Source organism: Paenibacillus hodogayensis, from assembly GCF_039536325.1.
In the GTDB taxonomy this organism is placed as follows: domain Bacteria; phylum Bacillota; class Bacilli; order Paenibacillales; family NBRC-103111; genus Paenibacillus_AB; species Paenibacillus_AB hodogayensis.
Genome location: NZ_BAAAYO010000001.1, coordinates 28253 through 48567, shown reverse-complemented (window position 1 = coordinate 48567; position 20315 = coordinate 28253). Strand labels below are relative to the sequence as shown.

Sequence of the window (20315 nt, the reverse complement as noted above, 5' to 3'; positions counted from 1 at the left end):
TAGCGAAGTGGGGGAGAGACTCTATTGTTTTTGGCTATGAATGTTGATAATTGAATTGATTGACGAAAACCAGGAACGAGCGATGATGAACAAACACGACTCGAACCGGAATACCCGAAGGAAGTTCGGTTTGGATCGAACGGAGAATGCCGAGTTTCTCGCTCACGACGGGAGACTTACGACAAGCAGCCCGCGCGATGAGGCAGGATCGGTATTTTTGTGACCGTTTCTTTGTGGTTTTGGGGCTTGTTTTTGTATAACAAAATAATCCTTTATTACCCAAATCAAGGAATGGTACAATGTCCCTGCGACTCGGATAGATTTTCTAATCTAGGGCTGGTCATACATTTGATCTTGAAAGGTATAGGGGGATTTCCGTGATATTACGCGAAGGAACGCCGGAAGAGGTTGATATGTCGGCAAGCCGCGTTCAGCACTTGGAGCGGCTTGTCGAAGGTTGGGCAAGCGACGGTGTATCTCAGGCATTCGTCACGGTATTGGTGCGACGGGGCTGTATCGTCAGTTATCAGGCGTTAGGAAGGGCGGGGCCGGGACCGGACGCTCCCACGGTGTCGAAGAATACGTTGTTTCCGTTGGCTTCGATTACGAAACCGATTACAGCGACGGCGGCAATGATTTTGGCCGATCGCGGCTTATTGTGCGTGAGCTTCCCGGTGTCCTATTACATTCCTGAATTCGTGGGCGAGGGAAAGGAAAGGGTGCTTGTGCACCAGCTGATGACCCATACGTCGGGCTTGCGGAACAGCGATGTCAGCGAACATATCCGCAAAATGGAAGGGACGGTACAGGTGCCGCCGCCTGAACCCAACCAGGACCCGGAGCTGCACAGACGATTGTATCTCGGCTACGACGCGCCGCTCTGGAAGCCGCCCGGCACCGAGATGTCGTATTGCGGCTACGGGGTGGAGCTGCTGGGTGAAATTGTCCGCCGTGTGAGCGGGCAATCGCTGGAGCAGTTTTGTCGTAAGCATATTTTCGAACCGATCGGCATGCACGATACGTATTTTACCGTGCCGGAAACGGAGTATGGCCGCGTCATTCGCCGATCTTCCGATGTCCCTGGAGGCGGCTGGTACCACTCCCCTGAGGCGCTGTCCAGACCCTCCGCTGCCGGAGGCGCTTATTCAACCGCGCTCGATATGGCCAAGTTCGGCCAAATGTTTCTGAACCGCGGCACTTATGGCGAACACCGCATTTTGAGCGCCGCCGCAGTCGGCGAAATGACCCGCGATCAGGTTCCTCATGTATCCGCTACGTATGGCGCGCAGTTTTTTGTCCATGCTTCCTACGGCTACTGCTGGCCGGTAAACGGCAACAAAAAGGACAGCGGCGACTTGTTTTCGGCCAAGGCGCTCGTCTGCGGCGGCGCGGGCGGAGTCAACATTACGATCGATCCGCATTACGAAACGGTACATATTTATTTCTCCATCGACAACCGTCGGAATGACGGCTACGGCGTCTGGTGCCCCACGATGAATTTGTTCCACAACGCCGGGATTGCGGCAATTGAGGATGAAGACTGAGGGGACTGCGAGCATGATACTACGATCCGCCTGGAGGACGCTGCACGCCATAGCCTATGTCACCTATAAGGAATGGGCGGCTTATCGTTCGCATATGGTAGTGTCCTTGTTTGTCGGCCCGGTGCTGTTTTTGGTGCAGTTGTTTATTTGGCAAGCGGTATTTTCCGTTCGGGAAATGGTAAACGGATTTACGCTCGAGCAGTTGATCGCATATTACGCGATTGTGGCAGTCATCAATTACTTCATTTTCGATTTCGCCGACTGGAATTTGCAAATGCTGATTCGAACCGGAAAGCTGCTGACGTTTTTGCTGCGACCGGTTTCTCACCGCTATTTTGCCTTGTCGCAAAAAATAGGGCACCGCACGCTGGGGCTGTGGCTGGAGCTGACACCTGTCCTGATCCTTTTTATATTCGTGTTCCGGATCGATCTGGCGCCGGCATATCCGTTATGGGCCGCTCTTTCCGTCGTCTTCAGCTTTCTGCTCCTGTTCTTGATCAATTATTGCATCGGGATGACAGCCTTCTGGCTGACCAACACGGACGGCATTCGGCGCATGTTTATGATCGTGCGCGATGTGTGCGCCGGCGTATTTATCCCGCTCGGCTTTTTCCCGGAAGCGCTGCAAAAGCTGATGTTTTTTCTGCCGTTCCAGTATATCGTTTACGTTCCGGCGCGCGTCTTTATCGGCTCGTATGAGCTGGCGGGCCGTTCGCTGTCCATTCCGCAAATCGTTATGCTGCAAGGCGTGGTCGTTATGGTCATGTGGCTGGTGTCGAGCTTCCTTTGGTGTCTGGGCATCCGCAAGTTTACGGGGGTGGGGGCATGAGGGTGTGGTGTGAAATCCGCACGTATTTGTCTATTCTCCAAACGACCTTTGCAGCGCGGATGACTTATCGCGGAGATTTTTTTATCAGCGCCCTGATGATCGTGATCGGCGATCTGATCGTGCCGCTCGTCACGTTGATCCTGTACCGATCGGGGGCCTCGTTTCCCGGCTGGAGCCTGTACGAGGCGCTGCTCATTCAGGCGACGTTCATGCTGGCCAAAGGGATTGCGTTTCCGTGTTTTTTTGGCATCGTGTCCAATACGCTCGGGCGCGTCCGTGACGGCACTTTCGATATTTTGCTGCTGAAGCCGCGTTCCGCCCTGTATATGACGGTCGTGACCAGCTTTCAGACCGATAACATCGGCCGATTGTTCGGCGGGATCGTGTTGCTTATCTTTGCCTGCACACAATTGGGTGCGGCCAGTCTTCATTGGGAAGCCTTTGTGTGGCTGTTCGGCATGGGGCTTGTCGTGTTATTTGGGTTTGCCTTGTTTTTGTCGGGCATTGTGTTCGTGTGGGTCGGCAGCAGCCGGGTGTTTGAAATTTTTGATGCGGTCACTTCGTTCGGTATGTACCCGCGTTCGATTTTTTCCAAATCGTTTCTGCCGGTCGTGACGTTCGTCATCCCGGTGCTGATGATCGGCAGCATGCCGGCCGAAGCCTTGCTCGGGAGGCCGCTCGACGGCGTCGCCCTTTCCTCGGTCGTCTGCCTGTTGTTTTGCGCGGCAGGATGGCTGTTCTGGCATCGGATGCTGAGATCCTATACAAGTGCAGGTGGTTGAAGGCGATGTTAATTCAAGTGGAGAATTTGCGCAAAACGTATGTCACGTACGAACGCGGCCATACGTTCAAGGAAACGGTCGCCAGCCTCTTTGTGCGCAAACAGAAACAAATTCCGGCTGTCACTGGAATCTCCTTCGGAATCGAAGCGGGGGAAATCGTCGGTTTTCTCGGTCCGAACGGCGCGGGCAAATCGACCACGCTGAAAATATTGACCGGCGTGCTCCATCCGACATCGGGGGCGGTCAGCGTGATGGGGTATACGCCGTGGCGGCAGCGCAAGCACTATGTGAGGCATATCGGCGTTGTGTTCGGGCAAAAGTCTCAGCTGCTGTGGGACATCCCCCCGATCGACGCGTTCTATATGAATAAGGCGATTTACGATATTCCGGATGCGGAATTCGAAGAAACGTTGGGCCGGATGATCGCGCTGCTCGATGTGGCTGACGTTGTGCGGAAGCCGACGCGGCAGCTGTCGCTCGGGGAGCGGATGAAGTGCGAGTTCGCGATGGCAATGCTGCACCGGCCGCAAATTGTGTTTCTCGATGAACCGACGATCGGGCTCGACGTGATTGCGAAGGAGAAGATTCGTGGGTTTATCGCAGAAATGAACAAGCAGGGCGTCACCTTTATTTTGACGACCCATGACCTGGACGACGTCGAACAGTTGGCGCAGCGCGTTATCGTGATCAACCACGGCGCGATCGTATTTGACGACGCGATTCAGCGGCTGCGTACGATGACGGGCAGCAGTAAAATGTTGCGTCTTACCGCCAAGCGTCCGTTCGGGCAATCGTTTCCAGCGGGTACGCGGCTTGTCAAGCGGCTATCCGATTATGAGGCGGAGCTTGCAGTCGACACGGCCACTGTTGAGCTAGGCCAAGTCATTCAACAGTTGAGCGAATCGTTCGGCATTAAAGACATGTCGCTCGAGGACCCGGCCATCGAGCATGTTATCAAAGAGTTATATGTAGCGCAGGCTGGAGGCGGCGGGACATAACGCTGGGCAAACGACAGGAGCCATTGGCTGAAATACGGGGGAGAGGCGGTTGTCTGATGAATAATTGGATTTTGCGCGAGGGAGCGCCGGAACAAGCGGGGATGAGGGCGGATCGTATCCATTATCTGGAGAACAGCGTACAGCAGTGGGTAGGAGCGGGAGTGACGCCCGCGGCCGCCATGCTGGTAGCGCGAAAAGGGGTGATCGTGTCCCACAAGGCCTACGGTCCGCTGACGCCGATGGAAGGGGCGCCGTCGCTCGCAAAAGATTCGTTGTTTCCGCTAGCGTCCTTGACGAAGCCGCTTACCGCGACTTGTATCCTGATTTTGGTCGAGGATGGGAAGCTGGATCTGTTCGATCCCGTCAGCCGGTTTATCCCGGAATTTGTCGGGGAGGGGAAGGAAGCGGTCAACCTTCACCATCTGCTGACGCATACGTCGGGCCTGCGCCCGGACGATGTGCGCGATCATACGACCCGCCAGGAGGCGGCGGGCATCACTGTGCCGGAGCCGGAACCGACGGCGCACCCGCATATCCATAAATATTTGCTTCTCGGCTGCGGAACGCCGCTATGGAAGCCGCCGGGAACGGAAATGCGCTACCTGGATTACGGTTACCGGCTGCTGGGCGAGATTGTCCAACGCGTCAGCGGCCACTCGCTGCATCAGTTTGCCACGGAGCGGATTTTTGCGCCTCTCGGCATGAACGATACGTTTTATGTTGTGCCGGACGCGCTGTTCGACAGAGCGGTCAGACGCTCGGAGAGCCTGGCTGGCGGCGGGTGGTTCGGGACGCCGGACGCGCTGCGTTATCCGTCGCCTTCGGGCGGGGCTTACTCGACCGTGCGGGATATGGCGATATTCGGGCAAATGTTTATGAACGGCGGCCGCTACGGTCAGACGCGGATCTTAAGTCCGATTACGGTGCGCGAAATGACCAAAAACCAGATCCCCGGCGTCCCCGCCACCTCCAACGACCTCACGTTTCGGGAAGGGTCTTGGGGCTATGGCTGGAATGTGCGCAGCATGAAGCAGGACGACAGCGGCTCTTTGCGTTCGCAGCGCGCATTTGATCACGGCGGTGCAGGAGGCGTCAGGCTGCTGATCGAACCGGATTACGATGTGCTGTGGGCGTACTTTCCGATCGTGACGGATAAGCTGTACACGCGCAATTTGTTTCATAACATGGTAATGAGCGGGATTGAAGAGTGACGGTAGGGCGCTCCGCCCAGACGGAAGAACGCATGCCTCCGCGGACCGCTGATTCCGCGCCCGCCGCCCGGACGTGACGGCTTGAAGGAACGCGGCTTCCTAGGGAGGCTGTCCCGAGGGCGGCGCGAACCCCCGAATGCAAACAAAGAGTCTCTGTCTCCACTATCAAAGTGGGGGAGAGACTCTTTTATTTTTGGCTATGTTAGATGTTATGTTGATCATTAATTTAGAAGCTTTAGAGCTTACATGACCTTATTTGCAGGTGAAGGTAATATTGGACACAGGATTGAACAAGTGTGAAGTTGAGCAAAAATTTACGGACTGACGAAACACCTCTTGTCCAACAATAAAAGAACTAAAGTAATTTTTGGGGCTCGTGGCGCGGAGTTAGTGCTCCTTTTAGCATTATAGAGCGCCAAACTGGCATTTTTTACGAAAATAGCGCTCTTTCGCACACTACGTATCCGGCAAACCGGCCGAAACGGGGAGTTTTGGGGCTCGTGGCCGGGAGTTAATGCTCCTTTTAGCATTATGGCGCGCCAAACTGGCTCCTTTTGCGAAATTAACGCTCTTTCGCGCACTATGCCATCAGGGAAAACGGCAGAGCCATGTCACCCCTCCACAACCGTCTCCGAACCGCTCTGCTGCAGCGCGACGCGCCGGAATTCGCCCGGCGTCAGGCCGCAAATCCGTTTGAACATGCGGATGAACGAGTTGACGTTCTGGTAGCCGACCTCGGCGGCGATGTCCTGAATACGGCTGTCCGTACCGCTCAGCATTTCCTTGGCCCGCTGCATGCGCAGCCCGTTGACGTATTCGCTGAACGTCTGGCCCGTCTTCTCGTGAAAGTAGGTGGACAAATAGCCGCGCGACAAGCCGAGCTTCTCGGCCACCAGCTCGAGCGAGATGTCCTCGCCGTAATGCTTGGCGACATAGTCCAGCGCAAAATCGCGGATCGGGTCCTGCTCGGCTTTGCGCTCGCGGACGAGCGCCGCGGCTTCGCCCGCAAAACGGCGGAAAAATCGCCCGTATTCGTCGACGCTCCAGCAATCCTTGAGCAGCAGAAACGGCGATTCGCCGTCCAACAGCCGGCTGATATCGTAATGATGCTCGAGCAGCAGCTTCCATATGTGCGAGACGAGCTCCTTGCCGAGCTCGGCGAATTGGCGGGCGTTCGCTCCGCTTAGCTCCATATGCCGCAGCAGCGCGTCGACGAGTTCTGCCGCCCGTTCGTCCTGGCCCGCCAGCAGAGCGGCCAGCAGCTCCTGCTCCTGCGCCGTGGACATCGGCGGGAGAGCCGGGAGCTCCACGGCGGGCAGCCGGGTGATCGTCTGCGTATCGCGGTTCAGCAGCCGGGAGCCGAGCATCGCCTGCGCCTCCTCGTAGGCGCGGGATAGCTCGTTCGGGCTCCGTTTCACCGGCAGGAACGCCATCGTGGCGAACCCGTACTCCTTGTCGCGGTCGAGCACCTGCTTCAGCCGTTCCAGCGTGTCGATCACCGCGGAGGCGTCCTCGTCGGTGAACAGCAGCGACAAGATTTGCTCCTTCTCCATCTGCAGCGTGACCGCCCCGGGAAAGCGCCCGCTCATTTGCAGGTTGATATATTCTTGAATGTAATAGGCGGTTTTTTCCTGATCGTCCTGCGCCAGCTGTCCGAAGCGGGCAGTGAACGACAGCTGGAAGGCGACCAGAAAGAACGGCTTGCTCGTTTCGATCAGATCGTGCAGCTCGTTCCAGTGGCGAATACTTTTCAGCTTGCTCATATAGCCGTAGTTTTGCAGCAGCTTATTTTTGCGCCGCAGATCCTGATCGAAGCCGCGGTTGGCGTGCAGCATATCCGAGATGCTGCGTCCAAGCCAATCGAACTCGCGGATGCCGCTCGTCATCCGGCCGGGCTGTCCCGGGCGCTGGAGCAGACGAATCATCCCCTGCACCGGGCTGTTAAACCGGATGCTCAGCCAGACGGAGATGAGCAGGCTCGCCGCCACGGCGACGGCCAGCATGCCGAGCAGCAGCATGCCGAGCCGCTCCACCTGGGAGGCGATCCGGTCGTTCGGGATCACATTGACGTATCGCAGCCCGGAAGTTGGCCCGTTTTTGTAAAAGTAGTAGCGGTCGTCGCGGATGAAGTAGCCGTCACCCGCAGCCGGCAGGTCGGCCGGGAGGGCGGAGCCGATGCCGGCCATTGCGCTCGCGTCCTTCGCGCCGGGGTCCGAATGAAACAGGACGGCACCGCCCGCGTCGAGAATGTAAAAATGATCCGCGCCGTTATAGTGCAGCGAGCGGAACATACTGTCCGCATCGAGCAAGGCGGCGACCAGGTATTGGCTGCTGAACTTGTTTTTGATGACGACAGGCAGCAGCCCGCCTTTATCCTCCACAGTACGGTCGTATTTGTACTGGCGGAAGTCCGCCGCGGGGAAGACGCGGAACGTATAGCCTTCGGCAAACTGATTTTGCCAGAAGACGGGACCGTACGGCTCGCTGACGTAAAATTTGGTGAACATATTAACCGCATTCGTCGTCGTATCCCGCTCGATAACGAGCGGATTGTCGCGAAACAAAATAAAGACGTTTTCCAGAAAGAGCATTTTATTGGAAAGAAGCGAGTTCAGCTCGGGCTTTACCGCATTGACCGCCGTGTAGTTCGGCTGACCGTTGGCCGCGACGAGCGCGCTGAACCGTTCGTTGAAATAAAAGCGCAGCAGGTCGCTCTCCACGAGCTGAAGCTGCTGCTCGTAGCCGTTGACCGTATTGTTCATATTGAGCGTATTGTGGTCGATAATTTCCCGCTCGATATTCGTCTGGAAGAAGGCGAACGACAACATATTGAAGGAAAGCAGCAGCGCGATGACGAGCATAAAGCCGCCAAGCAGCCGGACGAACAACGAATTTCGTCTTGAAGATGCCGGATGTCTGATCGTATTCATCGGTTCTCCCCTTTCCGGTATGCATTTCTTCCGATCATACACTTTTTGTCAGGTGTCGTAAGAGCGCTTACAAACGGACGCATTGTCGATGGCGGTAAAGGCCGGCCTCGGCTATGCTCAATCTATGCCCATTGTAGAACGCCGATGTTTATTCGGCAAGCACAAAAAAAACGGGCGACCAAGAAGGAGGGGGGGCCTTTGGAGGCGAACCGGATTACGGAGAGTCTTCCGCGCCGCATGGAGCGCCCGGAGGCGCAAGCGCGCCGTTCGTTCGGCAAACGATTTCGCGACAGCCGCTATCTGTTGCTGCTCGTATTGCCCTGCGTCGTTTATTTTCTCGTGTTCCATTATGTGCCGATGTTTGGTATCGCGATCTCGTTCCAGAAGTACAATTTGTTCAAAGGCATTTGGCACAGCGAGTGGGTCGGTTTCCACTATTACCGGATGTTTTTTGGCAACCCGGATTTTTTCAAGCTGCTGCGCAACACGTTCCTGCTCGGAGCTTACCAGATCGTGTTCGGCTTTCCTGCGCCGATCGCGCTCGCCCTGCTGTTCAACGAGCTGCGCAGCGCCGTCTTCAAGCGGGTGGTACAATCGGTCAGCTACTTGCCGCACTTCATCTCCAACGTCGTTGTGGCCGGCATGATCGTCGTCTTCCTGTCTCCGTCCGGCGGCCTCGTCAACCGGCTCATAGCGGCGGTCGGCTTCGATCCGGTCAACTGGCTGATGCTGCCGGAATGGTTCCGTTCCATTTATGTCGCTTCGGGAATATGGCAAGGGATCGGCTGGTCGTCGATCATTTATTTGGCAGCGCTTACTGCCATCGATCCGCATCTGTACGAGGCGGCCGAGATGGACGGGGCTGGGAGGTTCCGCAAAATGGCGTACGTCTCGCTGCCCGGCATCATGCAAACCGTCGTGGTGCTGCTTATTTTGGAAATCGGACATGTGCTGGGGGTCGGCTTCGAGAAGGTGTTCCTGCTGTACAACCCGGCGATTTACGAGACGGCGGATATTATTAGCACCTACGTCTACCGCGTCGGGCTCGTACAGGGCAATTACAGCTACGCGGCGGCGATCGATCTGTTCACCGGTGTCGTCAATCTGGCTTTTCTGCTAGGCGCCAATACGATCAGCCGCAAGCTCGGCGAGAACAGTTTATGGTAAAGGAGGCTGGCTACGCATGGCCAAAAAGGCAGGCCTGTTCGACATCGTCAATATTGTCATTATGCTGCTGCTGCTTGTCGTCACCGTATACCCGTTCGTGTACATGATTGCCGTCTCCTTCAGCGACAGCGTGTCGGTCATGAAAGGAAGCGTATTCCTTTGGCCAAAAGGATTCAATACCGACATGTACCGGATCGTGCTGACCGATCCGCGCATCTGGAGCGGCTACCGCAATACGGTGCTGTACACCGTAGGCGGCACGGCGCTGTCGCTCGTGCTGACGTCGATGGCGGCCTATGCGCTGTCCAAGCCGAGAATGCTGTTCCATAAGCCGATCACGATCCTGGTCGTGGTGACGATGTTTTTCAGCGGCGGAATGATTCCGACGTTCCTGGTCGTCAAAAGCCTCGGGCTCGTCGATACGATCGGGGCGATGATGATCCCGGGGGCGATCAGCGCGTGGTATCTGATCATGATGCGAACGTTTTTCGCCGGTTTGCCTCCGGAGCTGGAGGAGGCTGGGAAGATGGACGGGCTGAACGATATCGGCTTGTTCGTGCGCATCGCGCTGCCCTTGTCCCAAGCGGTGCTCGCCACCATCGGGCTGTTCTACGCGGTCGGCATCTGGAACAACTTTTATTCGGCGCTGCTTTATTTGCGCAACCCGGAGCTGGTGCCGCTGCAGGTCATTCTGCGCAATCTCGTGCTGGCCGGGCAGACGAATCTGGACGGCTCTTTTACGCTCGGCAAAGACCAGCAAATCGTCGAGGAGTCGCTGAAATACGCGACGATTCTCGTCGGCACGCTGCCGATTCTGGTGGCGTATCCGTTTTTGCAAAAATATTTCATCAAGGGCGTCACGGTCGGCTCGCTGAAAGGATAAACACCATAACGAGGGGAGGAAGGCGTTCTTCCGACAGTCCGCTACAAGGAGCGGGAGGACGCCGCGCAACGATGAAAAAGGGGATTGCAGCGGCAATGGCGGTATTGCTGGCCGGCGTGTCGGCCGGATGCAGCGGAGGCGGAAGCGGGAGCAGCACGGGAACGGACCCGGGCAAGGAGACGGCGCCGGCGGGCAAGCAGGGGGGGCCGACGACGCTGACGATGTTAGTGGGCGCCCAAGGGAACTGGACGTATAACAAGGATAAGCCGATCTGGAAGACGATCAAGGAGAAGACGAACGTCGATATCGTCGGACAGGTGCCGCCGGGGGACAACTACGTCGAGGCGGTCAACCTGACGGTGGCGACAGGCAATATGCCGGACCTGATGTATATGAGCAGCTTTACCGTCGCCAACAAATACGGGCAGCAGGGCGCACTCGCCAACATTTTGGATTACCTCGATCTGATGCCGAATTTTCGCAGCTGGCTGGCAAAATATCCGGAGCTGAAGCAGCGTTACACATCCGCCGAGGGCAAAATGTACATGTTCCCGAACGAAGGGTTCGGTCAAGGGGAGCGGATCGGCTGGATGTACCGGGACGATGTGTTCAAGAAACACAATTTGCCGCTGCCGACGACTTACGACGAGCTGTACGAGACGCTCAAGAAGCTGAAGCAGCAGTATCCGGACAGCTATCCGTTCGTCACCCGCGGAGCGTTCGGGACGATTACCCGCATGGCTCCGCAATTCGATACGTACAACGACGTTTATTACGATTTCGATAAAAAGGAATGGCGGTACGGTCCTGCCGAGGACAACTACAAAAAGCTCGTGCTGTTTCTGAACAAACTGTACAAGGAAGGGCTGATGCCGCCCGACTGGCTGACGGTCAAGGGCAAGCAGTTCGACGACTTCATCGCCAACAACAAGGCGTTCGTGTTCCTGGATTATATGGTCATGGACTACTACAACGTGCCGCTGCGCAAGGACAATCCGCAATTCGCGATGCTGTTCATGCCGCCGCCCGTCGGATTTGCCGGAGCGAAGCGGCAAAATCTCAATATCAATACGGTCGATTCGGGCATGACCGTGGCGTCCACCTCGTCGAAGATCAAGGACGCGATGAAATATATAGATTTCTTCTATAGCGAGGCCGGCAAGGAACTGTCGAGCTGGGGGATCAAGGGAGTGACGTACGAGGAAACGAACGGCACAAAAAAATATCTCGACGAATTCAAAACGCTGTCCGACCTGCGCGAGAAGCCCGGACTGTTAAACTACGGCACCTATACGTGGATCGATTACAACGCCCTGCTGACCACGACGAGCAAAGAGACCAGAGACGCCTATGCCGTCGTCGGCCAATACGACTCCAAGCTGCAGCCGAAGCCGGCGTTCAACGAGAAGGAGAACGACGTGCTTACCACCGTCGGGCAGGCGATCCAGAAGCACCGCGAGGAGAACATCACCCGGTTCATTCTCGGCGAGAAGGGGATGGATCAATGGGACGCTTATGTCGCTGACGTGAAGAAGCTCGGTCTGGACCAACTGGTGAAGGTGTACAAGGAAGCGTACGACCGCCAGCTTCAGGCGAAATAGGGCGCGAAATCGATTGCACGGAATTGTTAACGCTCACGAACGTTGCCGGTGGAAAAATCACCGTCAAGGACGTGAGCGTTTCTGTTTGCGAAAGTTGCTGCGACTGGAAACAGAAAGTCTCGCTCAATCCATTTTCGATCTTCTTAGACAAGTTGTAGCCGTTTCACTTGTCGTACCTCACGGGCTCTCCAAATCCATATATAGGGAGTGGGATGGAGGCTTGTTTTCTTATGTAGAGCATAACGATAATGTGCAAACGTGGAACGGGAAGGAAGCGTAAGAAAGCGGTTTCTCCGCGGAAGACGGCACGCATATTAAGAGATTTTCTCTAAAGACCCGCCTTGCACGGATTGCTATGATTAAAACATGGAAGCGATCAACGAAGAAGGGAGAGAGAGGGTGAACGGCAATTTGACATTGCGGGCAAGGAATAGCGGTGACCGGACGACGGACCCGCGGTCGAGTTACATACCGACCGGATAGCGCCGGGAGATAGAGAGGCACAGATCAGCTGGCGTTCGAATGTGAAGGAAGAAGCGGACGGCTCGTCCTATCTCACGATGTGTTCAGGACGGAAGCCGAACAAAATCTGAGCATGATTTTCCGTTCGGCTGACGGAGGCGTAACATAGAAGTTTCTGACGGATCCTTTGGAAGTTCATAACGCCCAGACTCATCGGCGGGAGTGAGGAGATGTTGAGAATCAGCAGAAAAGCATTGATGATTATAACGTTATTCCTTGCTTCGGCTTTAGCGGGTACCGCTTGCATGCTTTTCATAAAAGAGACTTTAAGCAGAGCCGAAAGCAATTCAGTCGTTGCGACCATTAACGGCGAACCTCTGACAACGGAAGAATTCAAATTGCTGCTCGCCAAAAACAGGGCTTCGACTTACACCTATTTTAAAGGTAAATACAATGTTGACGACAGCCCCCGATTCTGGGACGACAACTATGGAGGGGAGGTGCCAATAGAAAAGCTCAGAAATGAATCGTTAAATGAAGGCGCTATCATTAAAATCCAGCAGCTATTAGCCAAACAGAAAGGCATCGTGAAAGATATCAGTTATCCGGCTTTTGTGCAACAGCTTCAAGCCGAGAATGAAAGGAGAAAAGAAGCTGTAAGAAAGAAACAGGCGATTTACGGACCTGTAAGCTTCGATGAGAAGGCCTATTATGGAATTGTAAACGGTAATCTGGCTGCGGAACTAAAGAAGAAGATTGGGCAGGAATCTGCGGTGTCGGATCAAGCGCTTCAGCGGTATTATGAGCTAAACAAGGATGTTTTGTTTGTCAAATCCGATACGATTCGTATCAAAAAACTGAGCGTTGCTTTAGCCGATCATGGATCATTGCAAAAAGGAGATGCCCGTGCGCTAATCGACGACATTCATGACAGATGGGCAGCCGGGGAGGATTTGGACAAGCTGTTGGAGGCTTATGAACCAAAAAATTCAAGACTTATCGCAAAGGAAGAACAAATCTTGGATGATGCATCGATCAAAGACAACGCCAGGAACAGCCCCATTCTTACGGATACTGCGGAACAGTTGTCCGTCGGCGGCATAAGCCAAGTTTTTGAAGAAAACGGCGCCTTCACGATGATAGTATGCCTGGAGAAAACTCCACAAGGGTATCGTCCGTTTCTTGAAGTAAAAGATCAGGTAAAATCGGACGTGATCGATCAACAATATAACGAGCTAGTCGCACAATTGATGAAGGACGCGGTCATTCACATCAACAACAGTGTCTATAATAGCATCAACTTGTAAATGGGTAGGAATTGTAAGAAGGAGGAGTGTTCATATGGTAAAAAAAATGAAGGCGATGATTACGAATTTCCTTATCTTCTTGATGTTGAGCATAACGATTCCGGCAATTGTTCCCGCTTCCGCGTCGGCCGATCAACCATTGACTACGGGAACGTCCTATTATGTGGATGCGTCAAGTGGCAGCGATAGCAATGCTGGAACAAGCGCGGGTGCTGCATGGCAAACATTAGACAAAGTGAACAGTACCACATTTATGCCAGGAGACCGGATTTTGTTCAAAGCAGGCGGAGCGTGGACCGGTACGCTTCATCCGCTTGGTTCCGGTTCAGCGGGCGCTCCTATTACGATCGACGGCTACGGGAGCGGCAACAAACCGCTGATTATGGGCAATGGCGCACGTGCGGCCATAGAGCTACACATGCAGGAATATTGGACAATACAGAACCTGGAGATTACCAACGATGCTTTACAGGTCGCTATGAGAAACGGCATCTTTATCCGTGGTAATGAGTCGAGCTCGACCGCCCCGCCTCTGCATGGGATTCGAATCTTGAATATGGACGTCCACAACGTAAAAGGCATTCATAAGAGCACAGATGGCGATGTTTGGCGTTCAGCCGCCATACAATTACATGGAAATTTCAACGATGTGCTGGTATCCGGAAACAATGTGCATGACGTGACCAACGGGGGCATATTCCATTTCTCCCCAGGAAATTCCGACGGAATTGTCATCAGCAACAATATCGTCAACAAAACGGGACGAGACGGGATCATCGTAGCGCAAGCCAAAAATGTGCTGGTTGAATACAACACTGTGTTGGATGCGGGAATCAATGGTCAAGGGTTCAGATGGATTGCGGGCATGTTTCCACATCGCGTGGAAAATGCGACCTTTCAGTATAACGAAGTGGCCAGAACTATGAAAGAAATTTCGGACGGGCAAGGCCTTGACGCGGATCTTTTCAATGGCGGCACTATTATTTTTCAGTACAACTACAGCCACGACAATCAGGGCGGATTTTTACTGGTGATGGAGGATCAGACGCCATACCGTGACAATAGGCCGCTCGAAAACATTATCATAAGGTACAATATTAGCCAGAACGATGCGAGCGGCGAAATGAAAATAAGGTATACAGATAAAACGTACATATACAACAACAATATTTACTGTCCGAATTGCATCGTGAAAGTAAGCAGCGACGGATATTCAGGCTACAGCGAAGGGGCGAAAATCTGGAATAATATTTTTTATGCCGCAGGCGGCATTTACCAGCAGGATTTCTTGTATGATTCCAATGTATATACGGGCAACGGCGCTATTCCTGACGATCCCAATCAAATCACGGCCGATCCGTTATTTGTCGACCCGGGCAATGGCGGAGACTTTAAGACCGGAATCGACGGCTATCGATTAGAACCGGAATCGCCGGCGCTAAATGCCGGGAAGGTCATCTCGGGTAACGGCGGGAAAGACTACTGGGGCAATCCGTTATACTTTGGAAATCCGGATATAGGCGCCTTCGAGTATCAGGCCATCGATAATAAACCGCCAAGCTCAGACTACAATCAGAGACCGGTAAACCTAGTGCTGGATCCCGACTTTGAAATTGTGACTACAGGGTCGGAGCCATGGTCTTACTATTATGGAGATCCAGCCTCACCGTTCGCTTTTACGACAGAGCAAAACCATACCGACGGCGGCACCCGATCTATGAAAATGACAGGCAAGAGAGACTATAGAGGATTGAGGCAGGACGTCAGAGTCAAGCCCAATACGGATTATGTTTTCTCGCTTTATGCTAAAACCGATAATAACGGGGATTCCAGCAAAATAGCCCTTTTCAAAGTACTGGATACGTCGGAGAGAACGATCGGGCAAACGATTATCGGCAACACTATCGACTGGAATCAGTTCACCATCCATGTGAACAGCGGCAGCCTGACGACGTTAAGGATTATATTGCAGGACGGAGGAATCTCCGGTTACTTTGATGACTTCAGCGCAGCTCCTTCGGATTCTACAGCTCCGACATGGCCTGATGGAAGTACGCTTTCGGCAACGAATGTCCAAGCGGGATCGCTTATGCTAGCATGGCCGCCAGCAGCGGATAATGTGGGCGTGGCACAGTATCGTATCTATAAGGAGGGGCGCTTGCTCGATACAGTATCAGGCAGCGTATATCAATACAATGTAACGGGACTCGAGGAATTTACGAATTATGCATTTAAAGTGATTGCAGAGGATAACGCCGGAAATTGGAGCGCAAAACGTTTGACGGCTATCATAAAAACGGCAGATGAGACTCCGCCGACTACAACCATAGCCTTGGCGCCTTCGCAACCGGATGGACAGAATGGCTGGTACGTACATCCGGTAACGATTACGATGGATGCCGCCGATACGATGTCAGGTGTGGCGAAAACGGAATTCAGTCTGGACAGCGGGACCACGTGGCAAACATATACAGGTGCTCTGACCATTTTTCAGGATGGCCAGTATACGTTGAGTTACCGATCAACGGACAATGCCGGGAATGCAGAAGCGGTAAAATCGGTCAGCTTCAGCCTGGATTCGACTGCGCCGGTGATCGCAGTGTCCGTACCGGAGGAAGACGGCACTTATGAAGCTTCCGGAGAATTGCTGCCGAGTTTCATTGTAACCGATAACTTATCTGGTGTTGACAACAACAAGACGTCGGTAACGCTAGATACCTATTCCTACACGGTCGGAACGACGATCCCGCTCTATACATTGTCGCTTGGTTCGCATACATTCATGGTGACTTCCAGCGATAAGGCCGGCAATCAGGTAAGCAGTACCATTCATTTCCAGACGGTGTCCAGCATCGGTTCATTACAGGCACTGGTGATACGATTTACCGAACACAATTGGATCGACAATGCCGGAATTGCGAACAGTTTGCGGTCCAAATTGGCGGCAAACGACTTAACTAGTTTTGTAAATGAATTGCAAGCGCAGAGCGGGAAGCACATTTCAAGCGAAGCGGCAAACTATTTGTTGCGAGATGCCCGTTTCTTGCTATCTCAAAATAAAAGATAACAGCTTAACGATGCTTGCTATCGGGATCGGGTTGATCGTTACGAACGATCAATCCGGTCACGTCTTTCGTCTTTTTAGCCGACGAACAAGTGAAGAAGGAATTCCGCACGGACACAACCGTTGTGGAATCAACCGAAAGCTTCGTGAACAAAGCGCAAGCGTCATCGAGAAATAAAACTGCCGTTCAGCTATCTCCTTGACCGGGAAGCCCTGTTGGGACAAGCCAATTAAGTAGTCCCCGGGAATCGTGACGGCTGCTTCGGTACGATCCGGTGCAGGGCAACGTAAAAAGGCCACGCCAAATGGCCTTTAGTTGATTATAGTGTAAATGCAGATAATATAACCATAAAATGGTTAGAAGGAAGTATAGTTGTATTAAATTAGTTAGGAGTTGTATGATTATGAAAAGACATATGCCTTTATTGGCAGCTTTTCTTGATTATATTTAATTACATGCATCATCCATGAGATCAAAAAAATACCCGAAGTCACTGTTGATAGGCTTTGTGTGCAATTATAATTCTCTACTGCCGAATAGATAGGCTGTTAAAAAAAATGACCGGTTCCGCGTCTAGCGCCTATCGGAACGTTCCGATCGGGTAATACAATAAAAGGAAAGCGAGGGGCAGAATGAGCGATACAAATGATAACGGGGTTCCGTGTAAGGCGAAGCTGGTCTTGCGCGCGGAGGAGCCGGCCGCGGCCGCCGCTTTCTGCGCAAGCGTGCTCGGCTGGGAGCCGCTCGGCGGAGACGCCTACGGAGAGAACGTGGGCCGTTTGTTTGGGTTGCCGGGTGGAGAGTTGGCACTGCTTGTCGGAGGAGAAGGCGATCTGGAGGGAGAGACGGAGCGGCAACTGGCGGACCCGGATGCGAAGCGGCCTGCTTCGGGGGAGCGATTCTATATCCGCATAGCCGAAACGTTCGGTTCGTTGGACCCGATCAAGGAGCGGGCGTCCGCCGCCGGTGCCGTCGTGAAGGACGAGCTGGAGCCGCTGTGCTGGCGTTCGCTGACTATACGGCTGCCGGACGGACAGCTTGCCGTCTATTGGCAGGAATTTGCGGCGACCGACGAGCACATCTTGGCTTTATACGCCTCCGGACCGGACAAGCTGGAGGCGGCGCTAGCCGGTCTGACGGAGCCGGACCTGGACCGGGCGATCGCGCCCGGCAAATGGACGATCCGCCAGCAGACGCTGCATCTGGTCGATCTGGAGCTGGCTGCGGCGCACAAGCTGAAGTTCATCCTCGCCAGCGCCGAGCCTGGGCGGCTCTATACCTCCAGCCGGTTCGAACAGGATGCTTGGGCGGAGGGCATGCGCTATGCGGAGCGCCCGATCGCGACCGAGGTCGCCTTGTTCCGGCTGCTGCGGGAGCATGTACGCACCGTCTGCCGGCACATTCCGGACGGGCTGGCGCGCAGCGTAACGCTGGCGAGCGGCCAGACGGAGACGGCCGGCAAGCTGATGAAAGCGATGGCCGGTCACGCGAACGGACATATTCGGCGGATCGGGGAGATTCGGGAGCAGGCAGTCGACTCTCGGTAGACGAATACCTTAAACCGTATTCGTGGAATGGACGAATCCCTTGCACCTCAAGGGATCGAGTCTTCCCGAATACACAGGATTAGCTCTGACTTTGTACCAGGAATCGATAACAAGCTAGCTGTGCAGCTGCCTTCCTGAATAGGCCGTCGTCAAAAAAACAAAAACGGGGCAGAAAGACGCCGGAATAAAAAATATAGATCCCGCAAGCGAAATGACAAAAATGGTATTGAAACGAAAAGTAGCTCATGGTACTATTAAATAAAGAATATCGTTCTTTAATGCGGAACTGAATAGCAATGAAAAAGCGCTTTCTTCCTCCTCCCTCCGATTGAAGAGGATCCGATAGAATGGAGGTTAAATCCAAACTTGCTGGTCTCGTTTTATTTTTGCAATATTATAGGAACGATGTTCTTCTATGAGGAACGAGATCTTTAGTTATGACGCTTAAACAAAAACTTACCCGCATGTGTTCAAATACGGCAAACTGCAATCGCTTACAAAAAAGAGGTCGAATGAGGGGGTGACCCGCCAATCGGTGTCAATTGGAGATCGGCGCCGAATCAGGTTAACCGGAACGAAGCTTGTAATCATACGTGCGCGATGAAAAAGGGTCCATTATTCTGCTATGGGGTGATACGATGTTCAAACAAGCAAAAGCGGTTATGAGCGCGGCGATAGTATTCGCTATTTTATCCGGCTGCAGCTCGCAAGGCACTACCCAAACCAATACCGGCGCAGATGCCGTGAAGCCGCCTGAAAAGCAAGACCCGGTCACATTAAAATTTTACACCATGACGCCTATCGACGATTTCGAAAAATATATCAACCAGTTCGTGAAGAAAAAGTTCCCGTACGTAACGCTCCAGGTTGTCGAGAACAAAAAGGGAAGCGAAATCCAGGATTTGATCGCCACGAATGACACTCCCGACATCATCTGGCAAGGCCTCACGAATATGGGAGGACCGCTCGCCGATTATGACGTGCCGATGGATTTGACGGCGCTCGCCAAAAAGCACGGGTTCGATTTCAATAAGTACGATGCGAAGATGTTAGACAGCATCAAGTCCTATTCCCCGAAAGGGGAAATACTGTACCTGCCGTACAATGTTCTTGTGTTCGCCCTGCATTACAACAAGGATATTTTCGACAAATTCGGCGTCGCATACCCGAAGGACAATATGACCTGGGAAGAAGTCATCGAGCTCGGCAAACGAATTTCGCGCAAAGACGGGGATACGCAATATATCGGTCTCCTTCCGCCGACGGGTCTTAACCGCGTACAGAGCCAATTGAGTCTTTCCTACGTGGACAGTACCGGACAGAAAGCCCTTCTGGCGACCGAAGGGTGGAAGCGGATGTTCGAGACGATGAAAAGCATAAACGATTATCCCAACGCTCCTCAAATGAAATCGTTTGGCGACGTGCGCAACAATTTTCTGAGCAACCGGACGGTAGCGATGATGCCGGAAATTTTACAGCTGCAAAACTACGATATGGCCGCAGCGGAGAAAGCAGGATTGAAATGGGATATCGTCACGTTCCCGGAATTCAAGGATAAGCCCGGAGTCGGGGTCGGCGTATTCTCCGACGGCTTCGTCATTCCGAAAGGAAGCAAGCATGCCGACTTGTCTTTCCAGATTATGGCGTATTTGAGCGCCGATCCGGACGTTCAGATGGAGGCCACCAAAAACGGACGGATTACCGCGTTGAAGGACAACGCCAAGATACTGGAGCATGCTTTCGAGAACAATCCGGCCGCCAAAGGCAAAAATCTGAAAGCCGTGTTCACGCAAAAATACCCCGATCCGATCTTGTCCTCGCCTTACAACTCTACGGGGCTGGGAGTGGCCGGCCCGAAGCTGCTGGACTATATGAACGGAAAGTCCGATGTGAATACGCTTCTTAAAGAGGCGGAAGAGGAGTTCAACAAGAAGATTGCCGAGCTGAAGTCGAAGAAATAAATGGATGGTCAAATGAAAAAGAGCCAGG

13 protein-coding genes are annotated in these 20315 nt (G+C 53.6%); 12 read left to right on the top strand and 1 reads right to left on the bottom strand.

The window, feature by feature from the left end:
- Positions 1-377: 377 nt before the first annotated feature.
- The 5 genes from ABD796_RS00160 to ABD796_RS00140 are packed head-to-tail and all read left to right on the top strand — an operon-like array spanning position 378 to position 5364.
- Positions 378-1544 (top strand): serine hydrolase domain-containing protein, encoded by a 1167-nt coding sequence (locus ABD796_RS00160; protein WP_344900984.1) that lies wholly within the window; start codon positions 378-380, stop codon positions 1542-1544.
- A 13-nt stretch (positions 1545-1557) separates the two neighbouring features.
- Positions 1558-2373 carry an ABC transporter permease gene (locus ABD796_RS00155; RefSeq protein WP_344900981.1) on the top strand — a complete coding sequence of 272 codons (816 nt, stop codon included), beginning with the start codon at positions 1558-1560 and terminating at the stop codon, positions 2371-2373.
- Positions 2370-3155 carry an ABC transporter permease gene (locus ABD796_RS00150; RefSeq protein WP_344900978.1) on the top strand — a complete coding sequence of 262 codons (786 nt, stop codon included), beginning with the start codon at positions 2370-2372 and terminating at the stop codon, positions 3153-3155. The genes ABD796_RS00155 and ABD796_RS00150 overlap by 4 nt, the downstream gene beginning before the upstream one ends.
- Before the next feature lie 5 nt (positions 3156-3160).
- On the top strand, positions 3161-4153 hold the full coding sequence (locus tag ABD796_RS00145) for an ABC transporter ATP-binding protein (protein ID WP_344900975.1): 993 nt from the start codon (positions 3161-3163) through the stop codon (positions 4151-4153).
- A 56-nt stretch (positions 4154-4209) separates the two neighbouring features.
- Entirely contained in the window at positions 4210-5364 is a 1155-nt protein-coding gene (locus ABD796_RS00140; RefSeq protein ID WP_344900972.1) for a serine hydrolase domain-containing protein, read from the top strand.
- A gap of 611 nt (positions 5365-5975) precedes the next feature.
- Here ABD796_RS00140 and ABD796_RS00135 read toward each other — a convergent pair.
- Positions 5976-8294, bottom strand: coding sequence for a helix-turn-helix domain-containing protein (locus ABD796_RS00135; RefSeq protein ID WP_344900969.1), 2319 nt, complete (start codon positions 8292-8294; stop codon positions 5976-5978).
- A gap of 237 nt (positions 8295-8531) precedes the next feature.
- Here ABD796_RS00135 and ABD796_RS00130 point away from each other — a divergent pair, with 237 nt between their 5' ends.
- From ABD796_RS00130 to ABD796_RS00100, 7 genes are all read left to right on the top strand, one after another.
- Positions 8532-9461, top strand: coding sequence for an ABC transporter permease (locus ABD796_RS00130; protein WP_344904113.1), 930 nt, complete (start codon positions 8532-8534; stop codon positions 9459-9461).
- Positions 9462-9477: 16 nt separating this feature from the next.
- Positions 9478-10344 (top strand): carbohydrate ABC transporter permease, encoded by an 867-nt coding sequence (locus ABD796_RS00125; protein WP_344900966.1) that lies wholly within the window; start codon positions 9478-9480, stop codon positions 10342-10344.
- A 71-nt stretch (positions 10345-10415) separates the two neighbouring features.
- Positions 10416-11945, top strand: coding sequence for an extracellular solute-binding protein (locus tag ABD796_RS00120; RefSeq protein WP_344900963.1), 1530 nt, complete (start codon positions 10416-10418; stop codon positions 11943-11945).
- A gap of 692 nt (positions 11946-12637) precedes the next feature.
- Positions 12638-13714 carry a peptidyl-prolyl cis-trans isomerase gene (locus tag ABD796_RS00115; protein WP_344900960.1) on the top strand — a complete coding sequence of 359 codons (1077 nt, stop codon included), beginning with the start codon at positions 12638-12640 and terminating at the stop codon, positions 13712-13714.
- A gap of 34 nt (positions 13715-13748) precedes the next feature.
- Positions 13749-16781: an OmpL47-type beta-barrel domain-containing protein gene (locus ABD796_RS00110; protein ID WP_344900957.1), complete on the top strand. Its 3033-nt coding sequence runs from the start codon at positions 13749-13751 to the stop codon at positions 16779-16781.
- Positions 16782-17411: 630 nt separating this feature from the next.
- Complete coding sequence (locus tag ABD796_RS00105; protein ID WP_344900954.1) at positions 17412-18326, top strand: DinB family protein; 915 nt, start codon at positions 17412-17414, stop codon at positions 18324-18326.
- A gap of 638 nt (positions 18327-18964) precedes the next feature.
- Complete coding sequence (locus tag ABD796_RS00100) at positions 18965-20287, top strand: ABC transporter substrate-binding protein (RefSeq protein WP_344900951.1); 1323 nt, start codon at positions 18965-18967, stop codon at positions 20285-20287.
- Positions 20288-20315: the final 28 nt, after the last annotated feature.

Coding starts and splice junctions, on each gene's coding strand:
- ABD796_RS00155 (WP_344900981.1), top strand. CDS start 1,558: ATGATACTACGATCCGCCTGGAGGACGCTGCACGCCATAGCCTATGTC.
- ABD796_RS00120 (WP_344900963.1), top strand. CDS start 10,416: ATGAAAAAGGGGATTGCAGCGGCAATGGCGGTATTGCTGGCCGGCGTG.
- ABD796_RS00150 (WP_344900978.1), top strand. CDS start 2,370: ATGAGGGTGTGGTGTGAAATCCGCACGTATTTGTCTATTCTCCAAACG.
- ABD796_RS00135 (WP_344900969.1), bottom strand. CDS start 8,294: ATGAATACGATCAGACATCCGGCATCTTCAAGACGAAATTCGTTGTTC.
- ABD796_RS00110 (WP_344900957.1), top strand. CDS start 13,749: ATGGTAAAAAAAATGAAGGCGATGATTACGAATTTCCTTATCTTCTTG.
- ABD796_RS00130 (WP_344904113.1), top strand. CDS start 8,532: ATGGAGCGCCCGGAGGCGCAAGCGCGCCGTTCGTTCGGCAAACGATTT.
- ABD796_RS00140 (WP_344900972.1), top strand. CDS start 4,210: ATGAATAATTGGATTTTGCGCGAGGGAGCGCCGGAACAAGCGGGGATG.
- ABD796_RS00100 (WP_344900951.1), top strand. CDS start 18,965: ATGTTCAAACAAGCAAAAGCGGTTATGAGCGCGGCGATAGTATTCGCT.
- ABD796_RS00145 (WP_344900975.1), top strand. CDS start 3,161: ATGTTAATTCAAGTGGAGAATTTGCGCAAAACGTATGTCACGTACGAA.
- ABD796_RS00105 (WP_344900954.1), top strand. CDS start 17,412: ATGAGCGATACAAATGATAACGGGGTTCCGTGTAAGGCGAAGCTGGTC.
- ABD796_RS00125 (WP_344900966.1), top strand. CDS start 9,478: ATGGCCAAAAAGGCAGGCCTGTTCGACATCGTCAATATTGTCATTATG.
- ABD796_RS00115 (WP_344900960.1), top strand. CDS start 12,638: ATGTTGAGAATCAGCAGAAAAGCATTGATGATTATAACGTTATTCCTT.